Raw genomic sequence first — 26,861 nt, 5'->3', positions numbered from 1 at the left:
GTCAGAGCTCCTTGTGGGCGGCGGCGAGTCCCTGCCGCACGAGGGGAACGGTGAACGCGCCGAGCTGGTCGAAGCCGGCGCCGACGGTCTTGCCGCTGGCGTAGCGGTAGTGGATGCCCTCGACGATGACGGCGAGCTTGAAGTAGCCGAAGGCGATGTACCAGCCGAGGCCGGAGATGTCGGTGCCGGTGCGGTCGCCGTAGCGGGCGACGAGCTCGTCGGCGGTGGGGAACCCGGGCAGGGAGGTGACGCCGCCGGTGATGGGGTCGGCGCCCAGGGCGGGGCCTGCGCCCAGGCCCGCCCAGTAGACGTAGAGCAGGCCGAGGTCGGCGAGCGGGTCGCCGAGGGTGGCCATCTCCCAGTCGAGCACGGCGCTGATGCCCAGCGGGTCGCGGGTGACGAGCGCGTTGTCGAGGCGGTAGTCGCCGTGGATGATCGCGGGCGGCCCGGAGACGGGGACGGTGGCGGCGAGGGTGTCGCGCAGCTCGTCGATGCCGGGCAGGTCACGGCTGCGGCTGGCGTCGAGCTGCTTGCCCCAGCGGGTGACCTGGCGGGTGAGGAACCCCTCGGGGCGGCCGAAGTCCGCCAGGCCCACGGAGGCGGGGTCGACGGTGTGCAGGTCGGCGAGGACGTCGACGAGCCGTCCGGACAGGGTGGTGGCCATGTCCGGGGTGAGCCACGGGCACTGGGAGCGTTCGCGCAGGGCGGCGCCGGGCACGTGTTCCATGAGGTAGAACGGCGCGCCGATGACGGTGGTGTCCTCGACGAGCCGGTGGGCGCGCGGCACGGGGACGGCGGTGCCGGCCAGGGCGGAGATGACGCGGAACTCCCGCGTCATGTCGTGCGCGGTCGCGAGCACGTGCCCCAGCGGCGGGCGGCGCAGCACCCAGCGTTCGGTGCCGTCGGTGACGCTGTAGGTGAGGTTGGAGCGGCCGCCGCGGAACAGCTCGCCGGTCAGCGGGCCGGTGCCCAGGTACGTGGCCAGGGCCCGCAGGTCGAGGCCGGGGAGGTCGGTCACGGGTTCACTCCGAGGGTGGCGAGGGCGGTGCGGGTGGACTCGGCGCCGGTGTGGCGGAAGGCGTGCATGCCGACGGCTTGGGCGGCCTCGACGTTGGGCGGGGCGTCGTCGAAGAACACGGCGCGCCCGGCGGGGACGCCGATCTGCTCGAGGGTGTGCAGGTAGATGCGCCGGTCGGGTTTGCGCAGGCCGACGCGGCCGCTGATGACGACGGTGTCGAACAGCTCGGTGAGCAGGTCCTTCGGGTAGCCCTCGCCCCAGCTGTTGGACAGCAGCGCGGTGTGCAGGCCGGCGGCGCGGGCCGAGCGCACCAGCTCGACCATCGCCGGGTCGGGGGTGGCGCCGCCGAACATGCGCCGCAGCAGCCCCGTCTCCTCGATCCTGGCGCCGGTGGTGGTGATGAGCTCGGCGGCCAGCAGCCGTTCGAACTCGGCCACGGTCAGCTCGCCGGTCTCCAGGCGGGAGACGGGGTTGTCCGGCAGCGCGTCGCGGCTCATCCACTCGCGCATGACGCGGCCGTAGACGGCGCGGTCGACGGACTCGGCGTGCAGCCAGGCGCCGACGAACTCGGGCACGGAGACCGTCATGACGCCGCCCCAGTCGAAGACCAGCGCGTCGACGAGCGGTGCGTCGGGAAGTGTCGTGTCACCCACGCCCCGGAGGGTACCGACCGGTCGGTATGTGAGCAACCGGGGTGGTGATCGGCTTTCCCCGTGCCCGTCCGGCGGATTCGGCCGTCCTCTCCGAATCCGGTGTCGCGTTCCGAGGCGTCTCGCTACGGTCGGTCACCAAAGGGGGTCGACACTCATGTCGAAAAAATCCAAGACACTCACGGCGGCCGTCGCCGCCGCACTCGTGGCAAGCCTCTCCTGGGCCCCGGCCGCACACGCGGGCTCCGGCGAGATCGTCCACACCGACAAGGGCACGGTCCGCGGCACCGTGACCGGCGGCACCCGCACGTTCGGCAACATCCCGTTCGCCGCCCCGCCCGTCGGCGAGAACCGCTGGCGCGACCCGCGGCCCGTCACCCCGTGGCACGGCGTGCGCGACGCCACGGTGCCCAGCCCGGTCTGCGCGCAGAACGCACAGCTCGGCACCCCGGCCTCCGAGACCGAGGACTGCCTCTACCTCACCGTCACCACCCCCGCCACGGCCTCCCGCACCCCGCGCCCGGTCATGGTGTGGGTCCACGGCGGCGGGTTCACCAGCGGCTCCGGCCGCCTCTACGACGCCCGGCGCCTCGCCCAGCGCACCGGCTCGGTCGTCGTGACCGTCAACTACCGGCTCGGCGTGTTCGGGTTCTTCGGCTACCCCGGCCTGCCGGGCTCCGGCACGTTCGGCCTCGCCGACCAGCAGGCAGCGCTGCACTGGGTGCAGCGCAACGCCCGCGCGTTCGGCGGCGACGCCCGCAACGTCACCCTGTTCGGCGAGTCCGCGGGCGGGCTCAGCGTGTGCGCGCAGCTCGCCTCCCCGGCCGCCGCGGGCCTGTTCCACAAGGCGGTCATCCAGTCCGGCGCGTGCGGGCTGACCACCCCGGACCCGCAGCGGCCCGGCGAGTTCCTCACCCTGTGGAAACCGCGCACCGAGATCGAGCGGACCGGCGCCGCCCAGCCGCTGGGCTGCGCCGACCTCGCCTGCCTGCGGGGCCTGTCGGTGCAGGAGCTGCTGCCGTCGCACGTGCTGTTCCCGTACCCGGCGTTCGACACCCGCGTCCTGCCCGTCGACCCCGCGGTCGCGCAGGCCACCGGCCGCGTGCACCGGGTCCCGACCATGGTCGGCTCCACCCACGACGAAGGCACCCTGTTCGCCGCCCTGTACCTGCCCACCCCGATCCCCGAGCAGGCCCACCGCGCGACCATCGCCGCAGCGTTCGGCGAGACCCACGCCGACGCGATCGCCGCCCGCTACCCGGTCAACGGCAACGGCGACGCCCGCGACGAGTTCGCCGCCGCCCTGACCGACCACTCCTGGGCCTGCCCGACGCACGACACCCGCCGCCAGCTCGGCCGCGTCACCCGCGTCTCCGGCTACGAGTTCGCCGACCGCGACGTGCCGCTGATCTTCCCCGGCCTGCCCGAAATGCCCGGCGGCTACGGCGCCTACCACGGCTCCGAGCTGACGATGCTGTTCGACCTCGGCGTCACGCTCACCCCCGCCCAGCGCCGGCTCGGCGACCACATGATCGACGCGTGGGGCCGCTTCGCCCGCACCGGAGACCCCGGCTGGCACGCCGAGGTCCAGTCACTGGCACCCGGCGCGGTCGGCGGCACCGACTTCGCCCGGGATCACCGGTGTGCGTTCTGGTCGTCGCTGGGCCGGTAACCCATCCTGAAGGACATGCCCGGCTACCGAGACCTCGCCCGGGATCGCGAGTTCCGCGCCCTGTTCGCAGCACACGTGGTCTCGGTGGCCGGCGACCAGTTCGCCAGGGTCGCGCTGACCGTGCACGTCTACCAGCGCACGGCCAGCGCCGGCCTGACCGCGCTGACCTACGCCCTGACATTCCTGCCCGACCTGGTCGGCGGCCCCCTGCTGTCCGGGCTCGCCGACCGGTTCGCCCGCCGCACCGTCATGGTCACCGCCGACGCCGCCCGCGTCGCACTCCTGCTGCTGATGGCCCTGCCGGGCATCCCCCTGTGGCTGCTCGCCACCCTCCTTCTCGCCGTGCAGCTCGCCGGCGCACCCCACGGCGCGGCCCGCGCCGCACTGCTGCCGCAGATCCTGCCCGACGAGCGCTACCCGCTCGGCCAGGCACTGCTGAGCACCGTCACCCAGGCCGCGCAGGTCGCCGGGTTCCTCACCGGCGGCGCCCTCGTGGCCTGGCTCGGACCCGGCCTCGTGCTCGTCGCCGACGCCGCCACCTTCGCCGCCTCGGCACTGCTCGTGCGGACCTACCTGGCACCGCGTCCCGCCCCGCGCCGCCCGCACGTGCGGGCCTGGCCCGCCGACCTCGCCGGCGGCGCCGCCCTCGTCTGGCACGACCGGCACCTGCGCGCCCTGGTCGCGCTCGCCTGCGTGTCCGGGTTCTACATCGCCGGAGAAGCCCTCGCCGTCCCCTACGCCGCCGGCCTCGGCGCCGGACCGGCCGCCGTCGGCATGATCTTCGGCGCCTACGCGGCCGGCGCCACCGCCGGAATGCTCGCCCTGGCCCGGCTCGGCGCGGCCCTGCAGGCACGGCTGATGCCGTGGCTCGCGATCGCCGCCTGCGCCGCCCTGGTCCCGGCCGCACTGCGGCCGGGACTCGCCGTCAGCCTCACACTGTTCGCGCTCTCCGGTGCGGCCAGCGCCTACCACCTGGTCGCCAACACGCGGTTCGTGCGCGCCGTACCCGACGCCTCCCGAGGCCAGGCGTTCGGGCTCGCCGTCACCGCGCTGCGCGTCTCCCAGGGCACCGGCGTCGCCCTGGCCGGTCTGGCCGCCGAAACCACCCCGGCGCACCGGGTGGTCGCCGCCGCCGGAGCACTGGGCGTGCTCGCGGCGGGCGGCGCCGCCGTGCTGTGGTGGCTCAGCGCCGGGCCCAGTCCGTCGGACGGTTCCAGTCGGTGGGACGCACCCAGTCGGTCGGACGGACGGGACGGCCGGCAGCGGAAATACGGTTGATCATGGCTGCTCCTCTGGGTGTTCGTTGCGTACTGGAACTGCGATGACTGCGTGAACCACACGGACCGCGCTCCGTGAGGACTACGCACAGTGAGGTCCCCCACATGGAGCCACGACTTTGAGTTACCCGGTAGCTACAGTGGTTGGTTCCTGGACGGTGGTGTGGGGGTGGCAGCGTGCCTTGGCTCGACCCGCGCCGGTGGAAGTTATGGTCGCTTCCCCCTGTGGTGCTGGCCTACGTCGTGACGGTCGTCGCCGCAGCGACCCTCGTCACGCTCGCCACCGCACGACGTACCCCTGCCGAGGCCATGAACTGGCCCTTCCTCCTGCTGCTCGCCGGCGGCGCCGTGCTGCACCTGGAAGCGGCCAGGGGAATCGAACGGATCCGCGAGATCGGCGCGGAAGGCTCCCCGCACGCCCACATGCAGTCCGTGTGGCTGTTCGCGGGCGTGCTCGTCCTCCCGATGCCCCTGCTCGTGGCGCTGATCGTCATCAGCTACACGCACTCGTGGTTCCGGGTCTACAAACGACGCGCGGTCCTGTTCCGCAAAGTGTTCTCCGCCGCCACTGTCGTACTCGGCAGCGGCGTGGCGCAACTCGTTCTGGGGCTCCTCCCGGACCGGTCTCTTGACGTTGACGGACCTGTCGGCCTGCTGATCCTGGTCACGGCCGGATTCCTCTACTGGTTCATCAACTACGCCCTGGTCGTCACCGCCATCTACCTGACCAACCGGCACAACCCGCTGCGCACCGCCCTGGGCAACGCCTCCGACGTGCTCATCGTGCTCGCCTCCGTCGGCCTGGGCTCCGTCGTCGCCGTGCTCATGCTCGCCCGCCCGTGGCTCACCCCGATGCTGCTGCTCACCGTGCTCGCCCTGCACATGGGCCTGCTGCTGCCGCAGTTCCGCGTCGCCGCCCGCACCGACTCCAAGACCGGCCTCGTCGACGCCACCTTCTGGCACGACGTCGCCGGACGCGAGCTCGCCCGCGCCCGCCGCCTCGTCTCCACCGTCGGCGTCCTGATCCTCGACCTCGACCACTTCAAGCTGATCAACGACACCTACGGCCACCTCGCCGGCGACCGCGTCCTGCGCGCCGTCGCCGACGCGCTCAAACACTCCGTGCGCTCCTACGACCTCGTCGGCCGCTTCGGCGGCGAGGAGTTCGCCGTCCTGCTGCCCGGCGTCAGCACCGACGAGGTCCGCACCGCCGCCGAACGCATCCGCCGCGAGATCGCCGGCCTGCGCATCGCCGTCGTCGACCGCCTCGGCCACGACCAGGTCATCACCGGCCTCACCGCCTCCGCCGGCGCCGCGGTGTTCCCCGGCACCGCCACCGAGCTCAGCCCCCTGCTGCTGGCCGCCGACGAAGCCCTCTACCAGGCCAAGAACAACGGCCGCGACCGCGTCGCCACCGCCACCGTCTCCTGAACCGCCGGGCCTACGCGTCCAAGAACGCGACCAGCTCCTTCACCAGATGACCGGGATCCTCCACCCACGGGTAATGCCCCACACCCTCGTGCACATGCAACACCGCGTCCGGGAACAACTCCACCAGCCGCGCACACCGCCGCACCGGCGAAATCGGGTCCTGCGCACACGCGTACACCAACACCGGCCCGCCGAACTCCGCCAACGCCCGCCGCAACACCCCCGGCACGAACGCCCCCTCCGCGTTGTACCCGGCCGCCACCTCGTACTTCCACTGCCCCAGCTCGGCCCGCGCGTGCTCCCGCGCCCGCTCGTCCCACCGCGCGTACATCAACGGCGACGCCTCCACCCGCGTCGCCACCGAACGGTCCCCCGCCGCCGCCCGCTCCATCGCCGCCACCGCCCCCGCGAACCACGGCTCACCCGACCGCGCCGCCAGGTGCGCGTCCCAGTCGCTCTGCTCCGGCGACAACCCCACACCGCGCAACGCCGGCGTCAACAGCACCAGCTTCCCCACCCGCTGCGGGAAGTCCGCCGCATACCCCATCGCGATCCCCGCACCGGCCGAATGCCCCAGCACGTCCACCCGCTCCAGCCCCAGGTGACGCCGCAGCACCTCCACGTCCCGCACCAGCATGTCCCGCCGGTACGTGAACGGGTCCACCGGCTCGTCCGACTCCCCCGTCCCCCGGTTGTCCAGCACCACCAGCCGCCGCGCCCCGTCCAGCCCGCCCAGCGTCTCCAGGTACTCCGACGCCCTGCCGGGACCACCCGCCAGCACCACGAGGGGATCACCCTCACCGAACTCCCGGTAGGCGAGCCGCGTGCCGTCGAACGAGGTGAACCGTGCCATGCTGACCATCATGCCGAAGATCGCCACGGCCGACCGCGTCGACCGGCCGCAGCTGCTCGAGTTCCTCCGCCCCCGCCACCACGCCCTGCTCGTCACCCGCCGCGCCAGCACCGCAGGCGTCCAGGTCTCCCCCGTCTCCTGCGGAGTCGACCCGCAAGGCCGCATCGTCATCTCCACCTACCCGCAGCGCGCCAAGACCCGCAACGCCCGCCGCGACCCCCACGTCACCGTCTGCGTGCTCTCCGACGACTTCAACGGCCCCTACGTCCAAGTCGACGGCACCGCCGAAGTCCTCGACCTGCCCGACGCCCTCGACGACTTCGTCGACTACTACCGCTGCATCGCGGGCGAACACCCCGACTGGGACGAGTACCGCGCCGCCATGATCCGCCAGGGCAAAGCCCTCATCCGCGTCACCATCGACAGCTGGGGCCCCATCGCCACCGGCGGCTTCCCACCCGAGCTCGCCACCTGACCCGCCCGTGAAACCGTGGATGAAAGCCGTCCTGTGGGCCTACATCGCCTTCAACGCCCTGCAGGCCGCCGTGCTCACGTTCGCACCGGAGATCACCGACCGCGCCTACCTCGGCGGCGAGATGACCCCCACCCGCCACTTCCAGTGGTTCGCCGTCGCCGGCTACCACGTCCTGCTCATCGCCGTCACGATCATCGCGATGGGCCTGCCCCGCGCACACGACCGCCGCAAGCTCATCATCACCAACGCCCTCATGTACCTGCTCTGGGACGCCGGCTCCCAACTCGTGCACTGGGGCCGCGAGATCGGCATGGCCACCACCGACCTGCTGGTCAACACCGGTGTCAGCACCGCCACCGGCCTGCTGCTGCTCCTCATCGCCTGGCGCGACCGAGACCCCGCCTGACCCCGGGGCGCGAGCGGGCACCACACCCGCCCGCGCCCCGAACCTCACGCCACCGCCGTGGCCTCCAGCTCCACCAGCATCGACGGGAACGCCAGCCGCTGCACCCCCAGCAACGTCATCGCCGTCGCCACCCCCGCCGCACGCAACCGCCCCGTCAACACCCCGTAGTGCTCCAACAGCACATCCACATCAGTCGTGTACACCGTCAACCGCACCACGTCCGACAACGACATCCCCGCCGCCGCCAGCACCGCCTCCAGGTTCGCCACACTCAGCTCCACCTGCGCCGCCATGTCACCCTCGTGCACCGGCCGGCCCCCGGCATCCGTCGCACCCTGCCCCGCGCAGAACAACGTCCGCGACTGCCCCGACACGACCTCCCCCTGGTTGAACCCGAACCCCACCGACCACGGCCACGGGTTCACCGTCGTGCGCTCCACATCCACTCCCATCGACCCCACCGGCGGCACCTCCGCCGTGTGATCAACAGCGTCCCAAGCAAAACACGACACCCGCTGTCACGTATTTCCTAGAATCTCCGCCCATGCGCGCCGACCGGCTGGTGTCCCTCGTCCTGCTCCTGCGCCGCCACGGACGCCTCTCCGCCACCACCCTCGCCCGCCACCTCGAGGTCTCCACCCGCACCGTCCTGCGCGACATCGACGCCCTCTCCGCCGCCGGCGTCCCCGTCTACGCCGAACGCGGCCGCAACGGCGGCTTCACCCTCCTGCCCGGCTTCCACACCGAACTCACCGGCCTCACCCACGACGAAGCACTCGCCCTGCTCATCGCCGGCTCCCGCCGCGGCACCCCAACCCTCGGCCTCGGCTCCGCCCTCGCCTCCGCCATGCTCAAAGTCGTCGACGCACTCCCCGACACCCACCGCAACGCCGCCACCGACGTCACCCGGCGCCTGCTCATCGACCCCGACACCGACCTGCTCGCCCGCCGCACCACACCACCCGAACCACCCGACGACACCCTCGCCGAAATCCGCACAGCCGTCTTCTCCGGCCACAAACTCCGCATCCACTACGCCGCACACGGCCACAAACCCCGCTGGCGCACCATCGACCCCATCGGCCTCGTCACCGTCCGAGACCACACCTACCTGCTCGCCACCCGCGACGGCGAAGACCGCACCTACCGGCTCTCCCGCGTCCGCGCCGCACGCCACCTCGACGAACCCGCCCAACGCCCCGACCACGTCGACCTCGACCGCGCCTGGCACGACCGCGGCACCCGCTTCCGCGCAGGCGACAACCAGGTCACCGTCCGCCTACGACTCCACCCCGACCACCGCGAAACCCTGCTCACCACCGCCGTCGCCGTCCACACCGAACACACCGGCCCCGACGACTGGCTCCACCTCACCGTCACGTTCCAAGACCACCGCCACGCCCGATGGGCCCTCTGGCAACACTCCACCCACGCCGAAGCCCTCCACCCCCAGTGGCTCCGCGACGCCCTCCACCACCAAGCAACCGTGACAGCAGACCTCTACGCCCCCACCAGAACCCCGCCCCACCCCGACGGACGCTCCAGCAACACACACCGCCCACCCCTCGGACCCGAGATCGACGCCACCACACCCCGCGCCGACGACACCGGACCCGACACCACCTCACCATCCCACCGCGACACCCGCACCAACGCCGACTCCAGGTCGTCCACAGCGAAGAACACACCCCACCCCGCCCCGGAACCACCCTCCCCGGCACACCCCGCCACCACCCGCGACTCACCCGCACGCGACGACGAGAACAACCCACCGGGCACGGACTCCCACCCCAGCTCCCGCACCCAATAACCCGAGTCCCCCGACCCCAGCTCCACCCAGCACGGCTCACCATGACGCGGCGGCGGCGCCCACGGACCGTGCAACACCCGCCCCGAGTCCACCGCCGAGTTCAGCTCCAGCCCACGCGGACCATCACCACCGAACACCACCCGCCACCCCGCGTCCCCCACCACGACCTGGGCAGCCAGCCGATCACCCACCCACCCCGAGAACGACCCACCGGGCTCGGCCAGCACCGTCCACCCCAGCACACCCGCGAAGAAGTCCACCGACAACTCGGGCTCGGCAACGAACAACTCGAGACGACGCACACCACAAGACGACACGATCAACCCATCAGGCGGGGAATCAGGAGCGCGCACCATCCTCTGCGCCAACCACCCGAGAGGACAATGCGCCATTCGGCGGCATGCGCTCCGCGCTCACCACATCACGCAACGGCACCGGCCTGCCCAGATGAAACCCCTGCCCCACCCGCACACCCAACCGCCGCAACGCCTCCACCTGCGACGGCCGCTCCACCCACTCCGCCACCGCCGACAAACCCAACCCGTTCGCGATCTGCACGATCCCCGACACCAGCACCGCGTCCGCGTCCGAAGTCTCGATCCCCTTCACGAACTCACCATCGATCTTGATCCCCGTGATCGGCAGATGCTTCAGATGCACGAACGACCCGAAACCCGACCCGAAGTCGTCCAACGTGATCCGGCACCCGAACCCCCGCAGCTGCGTCGCCAACGCCACCGCCGCGTCCAAGTTCGTCACCGCCGCCGTCTCCGTGATCTCCAACCCCAACCGGCCCGGCGCCACCCCCGCCGACCCCAGCTTCTCCAGCACGAAGTCCCCGAAGTCCGGATCCTCCAACGTCCGCCCCGACACGTTCACGTTGAACCGCAACCGCGAATCCGGCTCCGCCACCAACGCGTCGATCGCCGTCGACAACACCCACCTGTCCACGTCCAGGATCAGGTTCGACCGTTCCGCCACCGGCAAGAAGTCCGCAGGACCCAAATACGGCTCCTGCCCGTCCTCCAACCGCAACAACAACTCATGCCCCAGCGTCTGACCCGTCGTCAGCTCCACCATCGGCATCCCGTACAACGCCAACCCACCACCGGCCAACGCCGCCCGCAACCGGTCCAGCACACTCACACGCTTCACCGTGTCCGCGTAATGGTTCGGCTCGTACACCGTCACCCGATCCCGGCCCGCCGCCTTCGACGCGTACAACGCCAAATCCGCGTTCGCCAGCACCAACTCCCACGAGTCACCAGGACCGAACTCCGCCAGCCCCGTCGACACCGTGATCCGCGCCGGCGTCCCGATCCCCGCCAGCGGAAAACCCGCCACCGCGTCCCGCAACCCATCCGCCACCGCCGACGCGTCCTTCGGCGACGCACCCGGCAACACCACCGCGAACTCGTCACCACCCAGCCGGGCGATCAACCGATCACCCAACCGCGACTGCAACGCCGACGCCAGCATCCGCATCACCCGGTCACCCACCGCATGACCACGCAGATCGTTGACGTCCTTGAAGTTGTCCAGATCCAGCACCAGCAAAGCACCCGACACACCGTTCGCGAGCTCACGCTCCAACGCCCGCGTCAACGCCCGCCGGTTCGGCAACCCCGTCAACGGGTCCTGCTCCGCCATCCGCACCAGCTCGTCATGCACCCGCGACGTCTGCGTCACGTCATGCGCCGTCCCCAACGCACGCAACGGCGCACCGTCATCACCCAGCACGACCTCACCGAAACACTCGAACACCCGCTCCGCACCATCCGGACGCAACATCCGATGCGTGTAGGTGAACACCGACCCCGTCTTCAACGCGGCGTCCAGCGTCTCCTCGATCATCGGCAGATCGTCCGGATGCACCAACCGCGAGTACAGCTCGAAGTCGAACGCCGTCCCCGGCTCGAACCCGAACATCTCCAGCAACGTGTCCGACCACGTCACCTGGTCCTCCCGGACCGCCCACTCCCACGTACCCATGCGCCCCAGCGCCTGAGCCCGCCGCAACGCGTCCGCCTCCTGCGTCACCGCCAGCTCGCGGTCACGCCACGCCGACACGTCCACGACCTCGTACATCAGGTCGTCACCCAACCGGGAACACCGCACCTCGAGCCACTTCGGCCCCGGTACCAGCACCTCCCGCGCCGGAGCAGGCACCTCGGGCGCACCCGGCAGCAACGCCGGCAACGACCGCCCGTACGCCTGCTCCACCGGAACACCCAGCACAGCACTCATGGCACGGTTGCACCACAGCACGTTCCCGCGCGCATCCGTCACGGCATAGCTGACGCCCGCCCGGTCCAGCACCGTGCGGCAGTAGGACATCACGCGCGTCATGATCGTCCGATCACCGGACGTAAGCAACCCGCTACGCCGGTTGGTTCGCTGTTGTGCGAACGGCTACCGCAGCCGCTCCAAGCCCTTCGCCGACTCCACCAGCTCCGCCGCCAGCTTCCTCAGCTCCTCGTTCTCCGCACCGTCCTGCGCCGCCGTCACCACGTCCTCCGCGGCACACCGCAGCTGGAACAGCCGGTCCTGCAGATCAGCCAGCTCCGCCGTCGAGAGCACCACCGCGTCCTCGGGCAGACCACCCCGCTGCAACGCGGCCCTGCGCTCATAGGCACGCTGCCGGCACGGCTGCGCACAATACCGCCGCGGCCGCCCGATCCGGCCACTCCCCGGCAACCGCCTCCCGCACCACGCACAGTGCCTCGGCTCATCGGCCTCCACGGAGCGCTCCATGGCGCGCGACGGTAGCGAATGACGCCGCTTGACCTCCAGCGACGCGCCAGAAAGCACTACCTTCGTAGGGAGACGACCGGCGCCGGTCCTGCCGGTGCCGGTGGTTTCGGATGAGGTTTGATCACGTCGAGTCGATTCGTGCCGGGGCGACTGCTTCGCCTGTTCGCGCTTCAACGACCTCTCCCCTGCCGCGGTGTCCTGAGCCCCTTCGATGGCAGCCGGGGCTCCCCCGGTTCCCTCGCGTTGTTGACTCGGAACGTTTCTGTGGACGCGACAACCGACAGGTTTGATTTTAGGCAACACTGAAGAAATAGAGAAAAACAAGAAAGTGTCGCGCCACGCACCGTCCACCGCACGGCCACCACCACCAGGCACACTCAGCCCCGTGACCCACCCGTACCTCGCAGGCCCCCGGCCCCGCGCCTTCGCCCACCGCGGCTGGCACGTCGACGACCTCACCGGCATGGAGAACTCCCTGAGCTCCTTCCGCCGCGCCGTGCGAGAGGGATACCACTACATCGAGACCGACGTCCACGCCACCGCCGATGGCGAGATCGTCGTCCACCACGACGAGACCCTCGACCGCACCACCGACGGCACCGGCCGCGTCGCCGACCTCCCCTGGTCCGACGTCCGCACCGCCCGCGTCGGCGGCCGCGAACCCGTCGCCCGCCTCGCCGACGTCCTCGAAGAGCTCCCCGACACCTTCTTCAACATCGACGTCAAGTCCGACCACGCCGTCGAACCGATCATCACCCTGCTCCGCCGCACCCGCTCCCTGCACCGCGTCTGCCTCGCGGCCTTCTCCGACCACCGCCTCGCCCGCCTGCGCCGCCACGGCGGCCCCGAGCTGCTCACCTCGATGGGCCCCCGCTCCGCCGGCGCCCTCTGGGCAGCGGGCCGCGTCCCCCTCGCCGGCCTCGCCGTCCGCGGCCAGGTCGCCCAAGTCCCCGTCCAGCAGGGCCGCCTCAAGATCGTCGACCAGCGCTTCGTCCGAGCCGCCCACCGCCGCGCCCTCGAAGTGCACGTCTGGACCGTCGACGACGAAGCCGACATGCACTCCCTGCTCGACCTCGGCGTCGACGGACTCGTCACCGACCGCCCCGACGTCCTGCGCGAGGTCCTCCGCTCCCGCAACAGCTGGTAACAGCTTGGACAGCCGCCTCTGAAGCCGTTGATCGGACAAGTATTGTCCGCCGTCATGAAGGTCAAGGGCGACGACGCCGCCGACGCCACCACCGCCGGCCGCCGCAGGGAACAGCGCGGCTGGGTCTGGTACGACGTGGCGAACTCCGTGTTCCCCACGTCAGTGATCACCGTCTTCCTCTCGCTGTACCTCACGAGCATCGCGACCAACGCCGCCAAGGCCGACCCCGCCCTCAACGGAGCCGACCCCTGCGGCAACGACAACGCGCTCGTCAACTGCGACGTCACGTTCCTCGGCCTGCAGTTCCCCGCCGGCTCGCTGTGGGGCTACCTGCTCTCCGTCGCGACCGTCATCCAGGTCGTCGTGCTCCCCATCATGGGCGCCATCGCCGACCGCACCCAGAACAAGAAGAAGATGCTCGGAGCCTTCGCCTTCACCGGCTCCGCCGCCACCATCGCCCTCGCCGCCGTCGAAGGCACCAACTGGAAGCTCGGCGTCCTCTTCTTCATCATCGCCAACATCTGCTACGGCGCCAGCGTCGTCGTCTACTACGCCTTCCTGCCCGAGATCGCCACCCCCGACGAACGCGACGCCGTCTCCAGCCGCGGCTGGGCCTTCGGCTACCTCGGCGGCGGCATCGCCCTCGCCATCCAGCTCGGCATCACGCTCTCCGCCGACAGCCTCGGCATCTCCTCCGGCGACGCCGCCCGCATCGCGTTCGTCATCTCCGGCATCTGGTGGGCCGCCTTCACGATCATCCCGCTGCGCGCCCTCACCGAGCACCAGCGCCCCCACGGCGCCGAACAGGGCGCCTCGGTGATCTCCGCCGGCTTCAAGGAGCTCCGCAGCACCCTCAAGCAGGCCAAGGCGTTCCCGCTCACCCTCGCCTTCCTCGGCACCTACCTGATCTACACCGACGGCATCGCCACCGTCGCGAACGTCAGCGCCCAGTACGGCAGCGTCGAGCTCAAGTTCGAACAGCAGACGCTGATCACCGTGATCCTCATCGTCCAGTTCGTCGCCTTCATCGGCGGCGTCCTGCACGGCTACGTCGCCAAGCGCGTCGGCGCCAAGAAGACCATCCTCGGCTCCCTGGTCGTCTGGATCGCCGTGATCACCGCCGCCTTCTTCGTCCAGGTCGGCGACGAGACGCAGTTCTACCTCGTCGCCGCCGGCATCGGCATCGTCCTCGGCGGCACCAACGCCCTGTCCCGCAGCCTCTTCAGCCAGATGGTGCCGCCCGGCCGCGAAGCGCAGTACTTCTCGCTCTACGAGGTCGGCGAGCGCTCCACCAGCTGGCTCGGCCCCCTGGTGTTCGCGGGCGTCGGCCAGGCCACCGGCAGCCTGCGCCCCGCCATCCTGGCCCTGATCGTCTTCTTCGTCGCGGGCTTCGTCCTGCTGATCTTCGTGCCGGTCCGCAGGGCCATCAAGGCCGTCGGCAACGAAGAACCCGCCCTCGTCTGACCCCCTGGTGTGGCCCGGCTCGCGCCGGGCCACACCCTCACGAGAACTGCGGCCTGCGCACCGGCGCCACCACGCTGACCACCAGCAGCACCACGAGCACCACCGCGATCTCCACGACGGTCCCGCTCAGCAGCAGCAACACCACCGGCCCCAGCTCCAGCAGCGCGAACACCGACACCGCCCGCCCCAGCACGAAGTCACCGCGCACCAACGCGAAGACGCGCACCGCCACCACCGCGACGACGAGCAGCGCCGTCCCCGGCCACGCCCCGGCGGCCAGGCCCAGCAGCAGCGCTGCCCCACCCCACCACGCGAGCCGCCCGGCGGGCGGCGTCGGCGCCTCCCGGTGGAAACCCAGGCACAGACACGCGAACGTCACCAGCCCGGGCAGCTGGAACAGCACCAACAGTCCGGCGAACGGCATCATCAGCACACCCGGCAGCGCCGCCACGCCCGCGGCGACCTTCGCCGCCGTCCGCTTGCCCGCCAGCAACGCCGCGAACGCCACCACGGGCAACACGTTGAACAGGTACCCCCCGGCGCCCTGCGCGGAGAACGCGAGCGGACCGCTCTCGTCGAACACCGACCTCACCGAGGCACCCGCCTCGAACACCCCCACGAACAGCCCGATCAAGCCCAGCGCCCGCACGATCTCCCCGAGCCACCGCACCCCCGCCGGCGCGCTCGTGAGCGCCGCCCCCGCCGCCAGGTGCGTCCGCACGGCGAGCCCGAGCACCGCCCAGGTCTCCCCCCACCCCGGCCAGCCGTGCTCCAGGTCCAGCTCGTCGGTCCGGCCGGCCAGGAAGATCCCCGTCATCTCCTCCTCGCGGTCCGCGCGGTACCACCGCGGCAGGACCCTCAGCAGCGCCCGGTACCGCCGCTCCAGATTGCTCACGCCCGCCCCGTCGTCCACGCCTGCACTCCCCTCCCCCGCAGCACGGCGGAGGCCGCGCGCACGTTGGCACTGAGCCGCGCGACCTCCGCCTGCAAAGCCCGCACACCGGAGTCGGTGAGCTTGTAGTAGCGCCGCAGCCTCCCCTGGTGCACCTCCTCCCGGTCGCGCTCGGCGAGCCCGTCCGCGACCAGCCTGTCCAGCACCCCGTACAACGTGCCCACGCGCAGCTCCACGCGCCCCTCGGACAGCTGCTCCACCGCCTGCACGATCGCGTAGCCGTGCAACGGCTCCTCCGCCAGCGCGGTGAGCACGAGGAACGCCTGTTCCGACATCACTCGACCACTCATGTCGTGGAATATATCGCGACGCGAGCTATATCGGGAAGCGAGTCACCTATGGTGACTCGCTTTAGTTGACACTGAAGCTATTGAAGATGCTGGCGGGGAGCTTGCCGAGGCGTTCGCGCTGCGGGAAGTCGCCGACGGGCACCCGCGCCACCTCCCTGCCGGTGCGGTAGTCCACGACCGAGACGGCGTCGAGGTTGGACAGGGTGACCAGGCAGTGGTTGCCGTCCGCGCTCGTGACCGACCAGTACGGCAACGCCCCCACCGGGTAGTGCACGAAGGCGTCGGTGGTCAGCCCCGGCCGCGAGACGATGGCGGTGTAGTCGTCGATCGTGCCGGCCATGCAGAGCTTGTCCGCTCCCCCGTTGAGCGCCATGCCGTGGTGGGCCGAGTTCTGCGGGTACTCGTCCTCCTTGAGCTTGCGGCCCGCCTCGCTGAACGGCATCTCCACCGTGCGCGTGATCCGGCCGTTGACCAGGTCGAACTCCGCGAACCCGTTGAGGTAGGACAGCTGCAGGTACAGCGTCTTCTCGTCCGGCGTGATCACCGCGGGCCGCACGCCGTACTCGAAGTCGTACGACCTGACCTTCTGCAGGCTCTGAGCGTCGACGACGGTGATCCGCTTGGCGCCCTTGGCCCAGTTCATCCACTTGGGCAGCGCCGGGTTGCCGATGCTCATGTTGTAGATGCGGCTGCCGTCGGGCGAGTACATGTTCTCGTGCGGGTAGGCGCCCGTCGCGAACGAGCCGAGCACCCGGCCGGTGGCGGCGTCGAGCACCTGGACCTTCTCCGCGGTGATGGCGGAGATGACGAACTTCGTGCCGTCGGGCGACAGCGTGGCGTGGTCGGCCTTGAAGCCTTCGAGCTGCGTGCGCCACTTCTGCTGCCGTGACGCGACGTCGTAGGCCACGGCGTCACCCAGGTTGCCGCGCGAGACGATCAGCGTGCGGCCGTCGGGCGTGAGGTGGGCGTCGTCGACGAACTTGTCCCCCACCTGGCCGCGGATCACCTCGTAGGCGATGCGGCGGATCGGGTCCATCTCGTCGATGCGTTGTTGTTTGTCGGCGGCGACGTCGATCGTGCCGACGTTGGCGAACGTGTGTCCGTCGAGGAACGTGACGGTGCCGGCGGCGGAGTTGCCGACGATCACGACGTCGCGCAACGGGTCGGCGGCGTGCGCGGCAGGTGTGGCGGTCAGCCCGAGGCAGACCACGGCGAGCAGGAGACGTGCAGGGTTCATCGCCTCTCGGTCCCTTCCCATGCGTCGTTGCATCACTTGAAGAATTCTCATGTTCTGCCGTTCGCGGGAACCGCCAACAGGAGGAGGTTGCTTTCAGTCAACACTGAAGTTATAGAACTTCCCGATTCGAAAGGAGGTTTGAACTGCCCGTTTTGCGGCTATGCCGTCCTGAGAGCAGCAGGTCGCGGGCGAGAGGTCGGGCGATGGACCGTGGGGATTCCTCATGATCGGGATCCAGGCACTAGGGTGACCCGCCGTGGACGCCCTTCCGGACCCGACAGATGCCCTCTCCGCCGTTCCTGTCGCGGGTTCCCGCCGGTCGACGCCGGTGGTGGGGCACCTCAAGTTCTTCTTCGGCCCCATGGACTGCGGGAAGTCGACGCTCGCGCTGCAGATCGACCACAACAACTCCCGGCAGGGCCGGCGCGGGCTGCTGCTCGTGCGGCACGACCGCTCGGGCCGCCCGCAGATCTCCAGCCGGATCGGCATCACCCGCGAAGCCGCGGAGATCCGCGACGACGATCTCCGCCACCTCGTGCGGGCGGAGTGGGCTCAGGGCAAGCGGGTGGACTACCTGATCGTGGACGAGGCGCAGTTCCTCTCCTGCGAGCAGGTGGAGCAGCTGGCGGAGCTCGCGGACGACGTCCAGGTCGACGTCTACTGCTTCGGGCTCGCCACGGACTTCCGCGGCGAGATGTTCCCCGGCTCCCAGCGCCTGTTCGAGCTGGCCGACGAGCTGAAGGCGATCCAGGTCGAGGTCCTGTGCTGGTGCGGGGTGCCGGGACGGTTCAACGCACGGGTGCTGGCAGGCCAGGTGATCCGCGCGGGAGACACGGTTCTCGTCGCCGACACGGAACAGCACCAGTCGGGCACGGAGAGCAACGGTGTTGCGGACAACACCGAAACTACTGTGCGCTATCAGGTGCTCTGCCGGCGTCACTTCCGGCTAGGTGACCTGGGGCCTGACGTCGCACAAAGTGGTCAGCTGCGCTTGGCCTAGCCGGGTGCACACCGCCTGCTCTAGGCCATTAGAGTGATGCATGAGCGCAGGAGCTTGATAACGCGTCACGATCCTGCGGCGATCGCATCCATTAGAAGGAAGCCTTCGTTGACGAGTGAACGACGTCACTGTGGGCGACCATGAGAAGCGAACCGGAAACAAACGGAGCAATCCGGGCGTTGCACACGGTGAGCAAGAAGCCTGGGCCCCGGCCCTGAGCCGAGCGAAAGGACACCGCCATGGCCGACCGCGTTTTGCGTGGCAGCCGGCTCGGAGCAGTCAGCTACGAGACCGACCGCAACCACGATCTCGCTCCGCGCCGGGCGGCGCGGTACGCCTGCCCGAAGGGACACGACTTCGAGGTCCCGTTCTCCGACGACGCCGAGTTGCCGCCGACCTGGGAATGCCGTCTGCACGGCACCGAGTCGAAGATCATCGACGGGGTCGAGCCGGAGGTGAAGAAGGTCAAGCCCCCGCGCACGCACTGGGACATGCTCCTGGAGCGCCGGTCGATCCCCGAGCTCGAGGAGCTGCTCGACGAGCGCCTCGAGGAGCTGCGGGGACGCCGCACCCGCACGGCCTGATCTCGCAGACGTCTGAAGCCGTCCCGGTCTCCCGCCGGGACGGCTTTTGCGTGCGCCCGGTCAGGCTCGCGCGGCCTGCGTCACGAGGGTCCGCCCCCACCACACGCCGACGGCCGCCAGCACGCCCCACAGCGCGAGCGCGACGAGCGAGCGGGGTGACCCGAGGTCGCTCAGCGCGTCCCCCAGCACCGCGGCGAGCACCGTCGACGGCACCAGCCCCAGCGCCGTGCCGAGCGCGAAGTGCGCCGCCTTCACCGACGTGACGCCCGCGCCGTAGTTCGCCAGCGTGAACGGCACCACCGGCAACAGCCGCACCACCAGCGTCGCCTCGACGCCGCGCCGGGCGAAGACCCGTTCGAGCACCGCCAGCCGCTCCCCCAGCCAGCCCGCCACCGTCTCGCGCCCGAGCCAGCGGGCGACGCCGAACGCGATCATCGCCCCCGCCGTGAACCCCGCGACGGCGAGCGCACTCCCCCACCCCACGCCGAACAGCAGGCCCGCCGCCGTGGCGAGCACCGGTTTGGGGAAGAACACGGCCGTGCCCGCCGCGCACACCGCCACGAAGACCAGCGGAGCCGCCTCCCCCGCGCCGTCGACCAGAGCACGCAGCTCGGCGCCGTCGGGGACGTCGGCCACCTGAGCGAGCACCGCCAGTGCGACGACGAGCAGCACCAACAGGATCGGGCCCGCACGTCGCATCACTCCAACCTACCGGGCAAGCTGGGGACCATGACCGTGCAGCTGCCGTCCGGCGAGGGCATGCCCGCGCTCGGCATGGGGACGTGGATGATGGCGGAGGACTTCGCCCGGCGCGCCGAGGAGGTCACGGCGCTGCGCACCGGCCTCGACCTCGGCCTCTCGCTGATCGACACGGCCGAGATGTACGGGGGCGGCGCCGCGGAGTCGCTCGTCGGCGAGGCCGTCGCCGGGCGCCGCGACGAGGTGTTCCTCGTGTCGAAGGTGCTGCCCGGCAACGCGAGCGCGACCGGCACCGTCCGGGCCTGCGAGGCCAGCCTGCGCCGCCTGGGCACCGACCGGCTCGACCTCTACCTGCTGCACTGGCGCGGCCACCACCCGCTGGCCGCCACGCTCGAAGGGTTCGCCGCGCTCGTGGAGGCGGGCAAGATCCGGCACTGGGGCGTCAGCAACCTCGACCTCGCGGACATGCGCGAGCTGACGGCGCTGCCCGGCCACTGCCAGACCAACCAGATCCTCTACAACCTGACGCGCCGCGGCCCCGAGCACGACCTGCTGCCGTGGCACGCGGAGGCGGGCATCCCGGTCATGGCCTACTCCCCCGTCGAACAGGGCAGGCTGCTCGGCTCACCGGCGCTCGCCTCGGTGGCGCGGCGACATGACGCCACGCCCGCCCAGATCGCGCTGGCCTGGGTGCTGCGGCTGCCGCACGTGAACGCCATCCCGAAGGCCGGCACCGCCGACCACGTCCGCGACAACGCGCGAGCCCGCGACCTCACGCTGACGAGTGAGGACCTGGCGGAGCTCGACCGCGCGTTCCCTCCCCCGGACGGGCCGACACCACTCGCCATGCTTTAGTCCGTGCCGTGAGCCGCACCGAGAACCAGAGCTGGACCGACATCGAAAGCTGGGTCAGCGAGAACTCCCCCGCGCTGCACGCCGCGTTCCTCCCGCCCCCGTCCACATCAGACGTCACGGCCGCGGAGGAGGCGATCGGGTACGCGCTGCCCGCCGGGCTCGCCGCGTGGTGGCGCCGGTTCGGCGGCATCGGCGACACCGGGCTGCTGTGGGGTCTCGTCCCGGGGTACTGGCAGCCGCAGGGCCTCCGCCAGGCGCTCGCCGACCGCGCGATGGTCATGGAGGTCCGCAACGACCTCTTCTCGGCCTCTCCGGAGGAGCAGCGGGACCAGCAGGAGGCGGCGCTGCGGGACCCGGCGGGCACTCCGCACACCGAGCAGTGGCTGCCCGCGTGGGTGCCGGTGGCGACCAACCTCGGCGGCAGCCACCTGTTCGCCGACCTCCGCGACGGGCCACGGCACGGGTGCGTGATGGCGTGGGACAACGTCGAAGGTGCCGACACCGATCCGGTGTACCCGGACGTGACCGCGATGCTCGACCACGCCGCCCGTGCGCTGCACGGCGGGACGGACCTGCGGCCCGTCCTCGACGGCGGGCACCTCCACTGGGCCTGACTCGACCGGCACGGCACCACCGCGGCCACGCTCTGCTGCGCGACCGCGGCGGGGACCGGCCGCTAGCGCGGCTGGTACGTCAGGCAGTTCGCGAGGTGGTCGCCCGCGCCCGCCCCGACGCGCACGCTCGTCGCCGTGCACTCCAGTGAGGAGTTGTGCACGCAGTCCGTGCGCGAACAGGCGCCGACCTGCGCGACGACCTTGTCCAGGCCGCCCTTCGTGCCGAGCGGGATGAACGTGCCGCAGTCCGCGGCCCCGTTGTCGCCGCGCACGGTGATCGCGAAGGCGTGGCAGCCGTCGTGGTTGTACGAGCAGTCGCTCACGGTGCAGTCGTGGACCGCGGGCATCGCCGGGTTCTCGAGGGTGGTCATGTCCGCTCCTGCCGTGGTGGGAAAGGTCCGGTTGAACCGGACGATGCCACCGCGGCAGAAGCCCCGCAATTCGAGAACGATTAGGCGAGCCTATCCTCCAACAATCATTTCAGCCGTGTTCCAGGACCCTCCTGAGAAAACGACGCGTGCGTTCCTCGCGGGGGTCGCCGATGACCTGACCTGGGGTTCCTCGCTCCACGACCACTCCGCCGTCGAGGAACAGGACCTGGTCGGCGACCTTCTCGGCAAAGCGGATCTCGTGCGTCACGATCATCGTGGTCCACCCTTCCGAGGCAAGATCTTTGATGACCGCGAGCACCTCTCCGACCAGTTCCGGATCGAGTGCCGACGTCGGTTCGTCGAACAGCACGACGCGGGGTTTCAAAGCGAGTGCGCGGGCGATGCCGACGCGTTGCTGCTGTCCGCCGGAGAGCTGGTACGGGTAGGCGTCGGCCTTGTCGGCGAGGCCCACCTGGTCCAGCAGCACGCGTGCCTCGGCCACGACCTCGTCGAGCGGGCGCCGCTGGGCGACGACCGGGCCCTCCGTGAGGTTCTGCAGGACGGTGCGGTGCGGGAACAGGTTGTGCGCCTGGAACACCATGCCGCTCTGCGCCCGCAGCCGTGCCGCTTCGGCGCGTCCCGCCTTGCCCGGTGGCAGCGCCGAGAAGTCCACCGACACGTCGTCGATGCGGACGACGCCCGCGTCCGGTGTGTCGAGGACGTTCAGCGAGCGCAGCACGGTGGTCTTGCCGGAGCCGGACGGTCCCAGCAGGACGGTCGAGGTGCCGCGCGGCGCCGAGAAGTCGACGCCGCGCAGGACGTCCAGCTCGCCGAAGGACTTCCTCAGCCCGGTGACCTCGATGCGGATGTCGGTCATGCGATCACGTACCTGTTCAGCCTGGTCTCCAGTCGTTTCTGCGCCGCGGACAGCGCCACGCAGATCACCCAGTAGTAGAGCCCCGCGAACGAGTACAGGGCGAGGAACTCGTTGCTCTCGGCCGCGGCCAGCTGCGACTCGCGGAACAGCTCGGTCAGCAGGACGACCGAGCCGAGCGAGGTGTCCTTCAGCAGCGACAGCAGCGTGTTCGACAGCGGCGGCACGGCGGTGCGCGCGGCTTGAGGCAGCACGATGCGCCGCAACGTCTGCGGGTAGCTGAGCCCGATGGTCGAGGCGGCCTCGAACTGGCCGCGCGGCACGGACAGGATCGCCGAGCGCACGACCTCCGCGGCGTACCCGGCGACGTTCAGCGAGAACGCCACGACGGCGGCGGTGAAGGGCGGGAACTTCAGGCCGATCTGCGGCAGGCCGTAGAAGACGATGAACAGCTGCAACAGCAACGGTGTGCCGCGGATGACCGAGATGAACGCCCGCGCCAGACCCGACAGCACCTTGTACGGCGAGATCCTGGCCAGCGCCACGAGCAGCGCCAGCACCAGGCCGATCGCGAACGACAGCGCCGTCAGCGGGATCGTGACCTTGACCAGGCCGACGAACATCGGCCACGCCGTGGAGCGCAGGACCTCCCACGTGCTGCGCGAGCCGCGTCCCTGCGAGAGGTCGGCGTCGCCGCCGTCGGGGACGGACACGTTCGCCTTGAAGTACTTCTCCGAGATGCCGCGCAGCGTGCCGTCGGCCTTGAGCGCCACGATGGCCTGGTTCGCCTGGGTGAGCAGCGCGGTGTCACCCTGGCGCAGTGCCAGCACCTGCTCGCTGCCCGCCTGCCCGGCGTCGCCCGCGATCTCGACGTCCCGCGACCCGGTGGAGGCGAGGTAGTCGAGGACGGCGATGTTGTCGTTGACGATGGCGTCCACGCGGCCCTGCTGGAGCAGCGCCGCGGCCTGGGCGAACCCCTCGACGGCCTCCACGCGGGCACCGGCGTCGCGGGCGACCTTCGCCCAGTTGCTGGTGCTGGACTGCGCCGTCGTCTTGCCAGCGAGGTCGTCGATCGACTTGACCCGGTCGTCACCGGTGCGGCGGACGACCACACCGCGCGAGTAGGTGTAGGTGCTCGACAGGCCGTACCTCGCGGCGCGCTCGGGGTTGCGCGAGACCTGGTTCGCGATCAGGTCGATCCGGCCGGCGTCGAGCGCGGGGAAGACCGCGTCCCACTGCGTCTCGACGAACTCGAGGCGCCAGCCCGCCTTCGCGGCGATCGCCTCGACCACCTCGATGTCGTAGCCGGTCAGCTCCTGGGTCTGGGGGTCGTGGAAGGAGAACGGCGGGTAGGTGCCCTCCGTGCCGACCCGGACGACGGGCTGCTGCGGCTGGGCTGTCGCCGGGGCGGGGAGGAGGAACCCGAGCAGCAGGAGCAGCACCGCGCCCCTGAGGACTTGTCGCATCCGGGCAGGGTAGGGCGATCGGGGCGGGAGCCGCTGAAGATCCACTCCGCGGGACGGGCTTGCGCGACGCGCGGGTGATCCCCCGCGGGAATAACCGGGGTACGGTCCGGTTAAGCTAGATGACACATCAACTACAAGAGGTCGGGTGTGCTGTGCGGATCGCTGTTCTCGGTGCGGGTCACGTCGGGCCCGTCGTCGCGCGCCTCGCCGTCGGTGCGGGTCACCAGGTGTCGATCGCGGGCTCCGGCGACCCCGCGCGGATCGAGATGATCATCGAGTTCCTGGCGCCGGGTGCGGTGCCGGTCTCCGCCGCCGACGCCGTGGCGGGGGCGGACCTCGTCGTGCTGGCGATCCCGTGGCACCGGTTCGGCTCGCTCGAACCGGGCATGTTCGCGGACAAGGTCGTCGTCGACGCGATGAACCACTGGCCGCCCGCCGACGCCCCGCTCGGCACGAGCGAGCAGGTGGCAGCCCGGCTGGCGGGCGCGCACGTGGTGAAAGCCCTCAACCACATCGCCTACCAGGACATGGAACCCGCGGACGGCCGCCCGGCCGGCCTCGCCGGCGACTCCCCCGAAGCAGTCGGCCTCGTCGCGGAGTTCCTGCACGGCCTGGGGTTCGACCCGGTGCCGGTGGGCCCCCTGACCGCGGGACGGCTGCTGGAACCCGGCAGCCCCCTGTTCGGCGTCGCCGCCGGCAGGACCGACTTCGAGAAGCTCGCCAAGGAGCAGTCATGACCACCACGTTCGGGCTCGACACGTTCGGCGACGTCACCCACGACGCGACCGGCACCCCGCTCAGCCACGCCCAGACCATCCGCGACCTCGTCGAGGAAGGCGTGCTCGCCGACCAGGTGGGCCTGGACTTCTTCGGCATCGGCGAGCACCACACCCCCGAGATGCCGCTGTCGGCGGCCGACGTGGTGCTGGCCGCCATCGCCGCCAGGACGTCCCGCATCCACCTCGGCTCGGCCGTGACGGTGCTCAGCTCGGACGACCCGGTGCGCGTGTTCCAGCGGTTCTCCACCCTCAACGCCGTGTCGGACGGCCGCGCGGAGATCATCCTCGGCCGCGGGTCCAGCGTGGACTCGTTCCCGCTGTTCGGCTACGACCTCGCCGACTACGAGGACCTGTTCGAGGAGAAGACGCACCTCTTCGCGGAGATCCTCAAGGGCGGCCCGGTCACCTGGCAGGGCAAGACCCGCGCGCCGCTGCACGAGCAGCAGATCGTGCCGTACACCGAGCCGTTCCCGACGTGGATCGGCGTCGGCGGCAGCCCGCAGTCCGTGGTGCGCGCCGCGTCGCACGGGTTCTCGCTGATGCTCGCGATCATCGGCGGCAACCCGGCCCGCTTCGCGCCGTTCTCCGAGCTGTACCGGCACGCGCTGGCGAAGTTCGGCCGCGAGCCGCTGCCCGTCGGCGTCCACTCCCCCGGCCACGTCGCACCGACCGACGAGCAAGCCCGCGAGGAGTTCTGGCCGCACTACCTGGAGCTGTTCGGCGGCCCGCTGGGCAAGTCGCGCGGGTTCGCGACCCCCACCCCGGAGTCGTTCGCCCGCGAGGTGGGGCCGTCGGGCGCGTTGTTCGTCGGGTCGCCGGAGACGGTGGCGGCGAAGATCGCCCGCACCATGACGACGCTGGGCGCCAGCCGGTTCGACCTGAAGTACGGGATCGGCGGGCTCACGCACGGGGCGCTGATGCGCAACATCGAGCTGTACGGCACGCAGGTGGTGCCTCGGGTGCGCGAACTGCTCGCGGCCTGAGAGCCCGCGGGGGTTCCGCTGGCGGAACCCCCGCGAGGCGCACGGTGGAACGGTCGATGTGAGCGGCACGACAGGCGTGGGAACGGCCTTCCGAGTCCGGCCGGCGGAACTCCGCTGATACTGGCGGCGTTGGACCGCTGGAGGAGAAAACCGGTGATCGTTCCCATGCCCGCGAACGCGCCCCGTCGCACGGGCTCGTTCGTCCTGACCGAAGACGTGACCGTCCGGGTGACCGGCCAGGCGCGCACCGCCGCGGCGCTGCTGCGCGAGCACGTCTTCCGGCAGACCGGCTACCTGCTCGCCGAGTCGCAGGACGGCATGCTGATGGTGTCGCACGACCCGGCGATGCGCGGGCTCGGTCCCGAGGGCTACGCCCTGCTGGTGAGCAACGACGCGGTGATGCTGCGCGCGGGCACCCAGGCCGGGCTGCGGCACGGCGTGCAGTCGTTCCGGCAGCTGATGACCGACGACGGCACCGTGCGCGCGGCTGACGTGCGCGACTCCCCCGCCTTCGCGTGGCGCGGAGTGTCGAGCGAGCTGCTGCCGCCCGCCGAGATGCGCAAGGCCATCGACCGGATGGCCGCCTACAAGCTCAACGTGCTGCACGTCTTCCCCGAGGGCGACCAGGAGGCGTTGCGCGACCTCGTCGAGTACGGCCGCGACCACGGCGTGACGGTCGTGCCCGAGCTCAGCCCGGCGACGATCGAGCTGCTGGAGCTGTTCCCGAGCCGGTGGGTGCACATCGGCAGCGCGAAGCTGACCGCGAAGTTCGCCGGTCTGCTGGAACGCCACGGCCGGGTGCCGGTGCGGTGGCACGATGGCGGCAGCACCGTCCTCGGCCCGCACGGCAGGCTCGTCGAGGGCGAGGACGGCCTGCGCGCCGTCGCGACCGCGGGCTGGGTCGGCGGGCAGCGGACGTCGGCGGCGGTCGCCCCCGCCTGGTAGGCCGTTCACACCCGGAGCACCCCCGCAGGTGGCGGCCACCCCGGAACAACCTGTTTATCGTTGAAATGCCGGTCTTTTGCGCGCGGCGACGTGCGCGAATGACCGGCCATGTCCGCCAAATGCTGCAATTGCCGGTTCCTCTTGGCGGTCCGGTCCGGGAAAACCTGCGGTTACGGGCCTGTCGAAAACATTTGTGAACTGTTGACGAAGTCTGTCCGTTAGCTGTTGTACTGCTGTGGTGACCTGGTCGGACTC

28 protein-coding genes and 1 pseudogene are annotated in these 26,861 nt (G+C 70.8%); 15 read left to right on the top strand and 14 right to left on the bottom strand.

The features are described from left to right. Position 1 precedes the first annotated feature (1 nt). Positions 2–1,018 carry a phosphotransferase family protein gene (locus BLT23_RS24280; protein ID WP_090052462.1) on the bottom strand — a complete coding sequence of 339 codons (1,017 nt, stop codon included), beginning with the start codon at positions 1,016–1,018 and terminating at the stop codon, positions 2–4. Next, complete coding sequence (locus tag BLT23_RS24275) at positions 1,015–1,671, bottom strand: HAD family hydrolase (RefSeq protein ID WP_245744132.1); 657 nt, start codon at positions 1,669–1,671, stop codon at positions 1,015–1,017. Before BLT23_RS24275 ends, BLT23_RS24280 begins: the two co-directional genes overlap by 4 nt. A 154-nt stretch (positions 1,672–1,825) precedes the next feature. On the opposite strand from BLT23_RS24275, the gene BLT23_RS24270 reads away from it, so the two are divergent. From BLT23_RS24270 to BLT23_RS42085, 3 genes are all read left to right on the top strand, one after another. Then, complete coding sequence (locus BLT23_RS24270) at positions 1,826–3,340, top strand: carboxylesterase/lipase family protein (RefSeq protein WP_176946899.1); 1,515 nt, start codon at positions 1,826–1,828, stop codon at positions 3,338–3,340. A gap of 15 nt (positions 3,341–3,355) precedes the next feature. Next, positions 3,356–4,618, top strand: a complete 1,263-nt coding sequence (locus tag BLT23_RS24265; RefSeq protein WP_090052455.1) for an MFS transporter — start codon at positions 3,356–3,358, stop codon at positions 4,616–4,618. 224 nt (positions 4,619–4,842) lie between these two features. Then, on the top strand, positions 4,843–6,048 hold the full coding sequence (locus BLT23_RS42085; RefSeq protein ID WP_281248885.1) for a GGDEF domain-containing protein: 1,206 nt from the start codon (positions 4,843–4,845) through the stop codon (positions 6,046–6,048). Between the two features lie 10 nt (positions 6,049–6,058). Here the strand turns inward: BLT23_RS42085 and BLT23_RS24255 are convergent, their stop codons facing one another. Next, a complete protein-coding gene (locus BLT23_RS24255; protein WP_090052453.1) occupies positions 6,059–6,901 on the bottom strand; it encodes an alpha/beta fold hydrolase in 843 nt (280 codons plus the stop codon). 10 nt (positions 6,902–6,911) lie between these two features. Here BLT23_RS24255 and BLT23_RS24250 point away from each other — a divergent pair, with 10 nt between their 5' ends. After that, complete coding sequence (locus tag BLT23_RS24250) at positions 6,912–7,376, top strand: PPOX class F420-dependent oxidoreductase (RefSeq protein WP_090052925.1); 465 nt, start codon at positions 6,912–6,914, stop codon at positions 7,374–7,376. A 19-nt stretch (positions 7,377–7,395) separates the two neighbouring features. Then, positions 7,396–7,782, top strand: coding sequence for a hypothetical protein (locus BLT23_RS24245; RefSeq protein WP_090052451.1), 387 nt, complete (start codon positions 7,396–7,398; stop codon positions 7,780–7,782). A 44-nt stretch (positions 7,783–7,826) separates the two neighbouring features. Here BLT23_RS24245 and BLT23_RS24240 read toward each other — a convergent pair whose 3' ends face one another. Continuing rightward, entirely contained in the window at positions 7,827–8,222 is a 396-nt protein-coding gene (locus BLT23_RS24240; RefSeq protein WP_090052922.1) for a RidA family protein, read from the bottom strand. 104 nt (positions 8,223–8,326) lie between these two features. Here BLT23_RS24240 and BLT23_RS24235 point away from each other — a divergent pair. Continuing rightward, positions 8,327–9,286 (top strand): annotated as a pseudogene (locus tag BLT23_RS24235) (helix-turn-helix transcriptional regulator); the annotation flags it as partial. Here the strand turns inward: BLT23_RS24235 and BLT23_RS42290 are convergent. The 3 genes from BLT23_RS42290 to BLT23_RS24225 all read right to left on the bottom strand — a co-directional run bounded on the left by BLT23_RS42290 (position 9,283) and on the right by BLT23_RS24225 (position 12,346). Continuing rightward, a complete protein-coding gene (locus BLT23_RS42290; RefSeq protein ID WP_425434410.1) occupies positions 9,283–9,948 on the bottom strand; it encodes a VOC family protein in 666 nt (221 codons plus the stop codon). The pseudogene BLT23_RS24235 and the gene BLT23_RS42290 sit on opposite strands and share 4 nt — an antisense overlap. Then, complete coding sequence (locus tag BLT23_RS24230) at positions 9,932–11,941, bottom strand: putative bifunctional diguanylate cyclase/phosphodiesterase (RefSeq protein WP_245744131.1); 2,010 nt, start codon at positions 11,939–11,941, stop codon at positions 9,932–9,934. The genes BLT23_RS42290 and BLT23_RS24230 overlap by 17 nt, the downstream gene beginning before the upstream one ends. Before the next feature lie 63 nt (positions 11,942–12,004). Next, on the bottom strand, positions 12,005–12,346 hold the full coding sequence (locus BLT23_RS24225) for a hypothetical protein (RefSeq protein WP_090052447.1): 342 nt from the start codon (positions 12,344–12,346) through the stop codon (positions 12,005–12,007). A 385-nt stretch (positions 12,347–12,731) separates the two neighbouring features. Here BLT23_RS24225 and BLT23_RS24220 point away from each other — a divergent pair, with 385 nt between their 5' ends. Both BLT23_RS24220 and BLT23_RS24215 read left to right on the top strand, forming a co-directional pair. Beyond that, positions 12,732–13,493, top strand: a complete 762-nt coding sequence (locus tag BLT23_RS24220; protein ID WP_245744130.1) for a glycerophosphodiester phosphodiesterase family protein — start codon at positions 12,732–12,734, stop codon at positions 13,491–13,493. Between the two features lie 54 nt (positions 13,494–13,547). Next, on the top strand, positions 13,548–14,957 hold the full coding sequence (locus BLT23_RS24215) for an MFS transporter (RefSeq protein ID WP_090052445.1): 1,410 nt from the start codon (positions 13,548–13,550) through the stop codon (positions 14,955–14,957). A gap of 37 nt (positions 14,958–14,994) precedes the next feature. On the opposite strand, the gene BLT23_RS24210 is transcribed toward BLT23_RS24215, so the two are convergent. The 3 genes from BLT23_RS24210 to BLT23_RS24200 all read right to left on the bottom strand — a co-directional run bounded on the left by BLT23_RS24210 (position 14,995) and on the right by BLT23_RS24200 (position 17,436). Continuing rightward, a complete protein-coding gene (locus BLT23_RS24210; RefSeq protein WP_143036018.1) occupies positions 14,995–15,852 on the bottom strand; it encodes a hypothetical protein in 858 nt (285 codons plus the stop codon). Next, a complete protein-coding gene (locus BLT23_RS24205) occupies positions 15,849–16,199 on the bottom strand; it encodes a PadR family transcriptional regulator (RefSeq protein ID WP_245744129.1) in 351 nt (116 codons plus the stop codon). Before BLT23_RS24205 ends, BLT23_RS24210 begins: the two co-directional genes overlap by 4 nt. Positions 16,200–16,260: 61 nt before the next feature. Continuing rightward, positions 16,261–17,436 (bottom strand): YncE family protein, encoded by a 1,176-nt coding sequence (locus BLT23_RS24200; RefSeq protein WP_090052441.1) that lies wholly within the window; start codon positions 17,434–17,436, stop codon positions 16,261–16,263. Positions 17,437–17,692: 256 nt separating this feature from the next. Between BLT23_RS24200 and BLT23_RS24195 the strand changes: the two genes are divergently transcribed. Then, positions 17,693–18,436, top strand: coding sequence for a thymidine kinase (locus tag BLT23_RS24195; RefSeq protein WP_090052439.1), 744 nt, complete (start codon positions 17,693–17,695; stop codon positions 18,434–18,436). A gap of 239 nt (positions 18,437–18,675) precedes the next feature. Beyond that, positions 18,676–19,020: an RNA polymerase-binding protein RbpA gene (locus BLT23_RS24190; protein ID WP_030466135.1), complete on the top strand. Its 345-nt coding sequence runs from the start codon at positions 18,676–18,678 to the stop codon at positions 19,018–19,020. A 60-nt stretch (positions 19,021–19,080) separates the two neighbouring features. Here BLT23_RS24190 and BLT23_RS24185 read toward each other — a convergent pair whose 3' ends face one another. After that, a complete protein-coding gene (locus BLT23_RS24185; RefSeq protein WP_090052437.1) occupies positions 19,081–19,719 on the bottom strand; it encodes a TVP38/TMEM64 family protein in 639 nt (212 codons plus the stop codon). Positions 19,720–19,749: 30 nt separating this feature from the next. Here BLT23_RS24185 and BLT23_RS24180 point away from each other — a divergent pair, with 30 nt between their 5' ends. Next, complete coding sequence (locus BLT23_RS24180) at positions 19,750–20,574, top strand: aldo/keto reductase (protein ID WP_090052435.1); 825 nt, start codon at positions 19,750–19,752, stop codon at positions 20,572–20,574. An 8-nt stretch (positions 20,575–20,582) separates the two neighbouring features. Further along, the gene (locus tag BLT23_RS24175; protein ID WP_090052433.1) at positions 20,583–21,188 is read left to right on the top strand and encodes an SMI1/KNR4 family protein; all 606 of its coding nucleotides are present in this window, start codon (positions 20,583–20,585) and stop codon (positions 21,186–21,188) included. A gap of 62 nt (positions 21,189–21,250) precedes the next feature. Here the strand turns inward: BLT23_RS24175 and BLT23_RS24170 are convergent, their stop codons facing one another. The 3 genes from BLT23_RS24170 to BLT23_RS24160 all read right to left on the bottom strand — a co-directional run bounded on the left by BLT23_RS24170 (position 21,251) and on the right by BLT23_RS24160 (position 23,899). Next, complete coding sequence (locus BLT23_RS24170; RefSeq protein WP_090052430.1) at positions 21,251–21,559, bottom strand: DUF1540 domain-containing protein; 309 nt, start codon at positions 21,557–21,559, stop codon at positions 21,251–21,253. Between the two features lie 109 nt (positions 21,560–21,668). Beyond that, complete coding sequence (locus tag BLT23_RS24165; RefSeq protein WP_090052428.1) at positions 21,669–22,436, bottom strand: amino acid ABC transporter ATP-binding protein; 768 nt, start codon at positions 22,434–22,436, stop codon at positions 21,669–21,671. After that, positions 22,433–23,899 (bottom strand): ABC transporter substrate-binding protein/permease, encoded by a 1,467-nt coding sequence (locus tag BLT23_RS24160; protein WP_090052426.1) that lies wholly within the window; start codon positions 23,897–23,899, stop codon positions 22,433–22,435. The genes BLT23_RS24165 and BLT23_RS24160 overlap by 4 nt, the downstream gene beginning before the upstream one ends. A gap of 152 nt (positions 23,900–24,051) precedes the next feature. Between BLT23_RS24160 and BLT23_RS24155 the strand changes: the two genes are divergently transcribed. The 3 genes from BLT23_RS24155 to BLT23_RS24145 all read left to right on the top strand — a co-directional run bounded on the left by BLT23_RS24155 (position 24,052) and on the right by BLT23_RS24145 (position 26,606). Next, positions 24,052–24,636: an NADPH-dependent F420 reductase gene (locus BLT23_RS24155; protein WP_218133870.1), complete on the top strand. Its 585-nt coding sequence runs from the start codon at positions 24,052–24,054 to the stop codon at positions 24,634–24,636. Continuing rightward, positions 24,633–25,661, top strand: coding sequence for an LLM class flavin-dependent oxidoreductase (locus tag BLT23_RS24150; RefSeq protein ID WP_090052423.1), 1,029 nt, complete (start codon positions 24,633–24,635; stop codon positions 25,659–25,661). Before BLT23_RS24155 ends, BLT23_RS24150 begins: the two co-directional genes overlap by 4 nt. A 153-nt stretch (positions 25,662–25,814) precedes the next feature. After that, positions 25,815–26,606 carry a glycoside hydrolase family 20 zincin-like fold domain-containing protein gene (locus BLT23_RS24145; RefSeq protein ID WP_090052421.1) on the top strand — a complete coding sequence of 264 codons (792 nt, stop codon included), beginning with the start codon at positions 25,815–25,817 and terminating at the stop codon, positions 26,604–26,606. Positions 26,607–26,861: the final 255 nt, after the last annotated feature.

It is taken from the genome of Lentzea fradiae (assembly GCF_900100955.1).
GTDB classification, from domain to species: Bacteria; Actinomycetota; Actinomycetes; order Mycobacteriales; family Pseudonocardiaceae; genus Lentzea; species Lentzea fradiae.
This window is presented reverse-complemented; position numbering and strand designations above follow the sequence as displayed.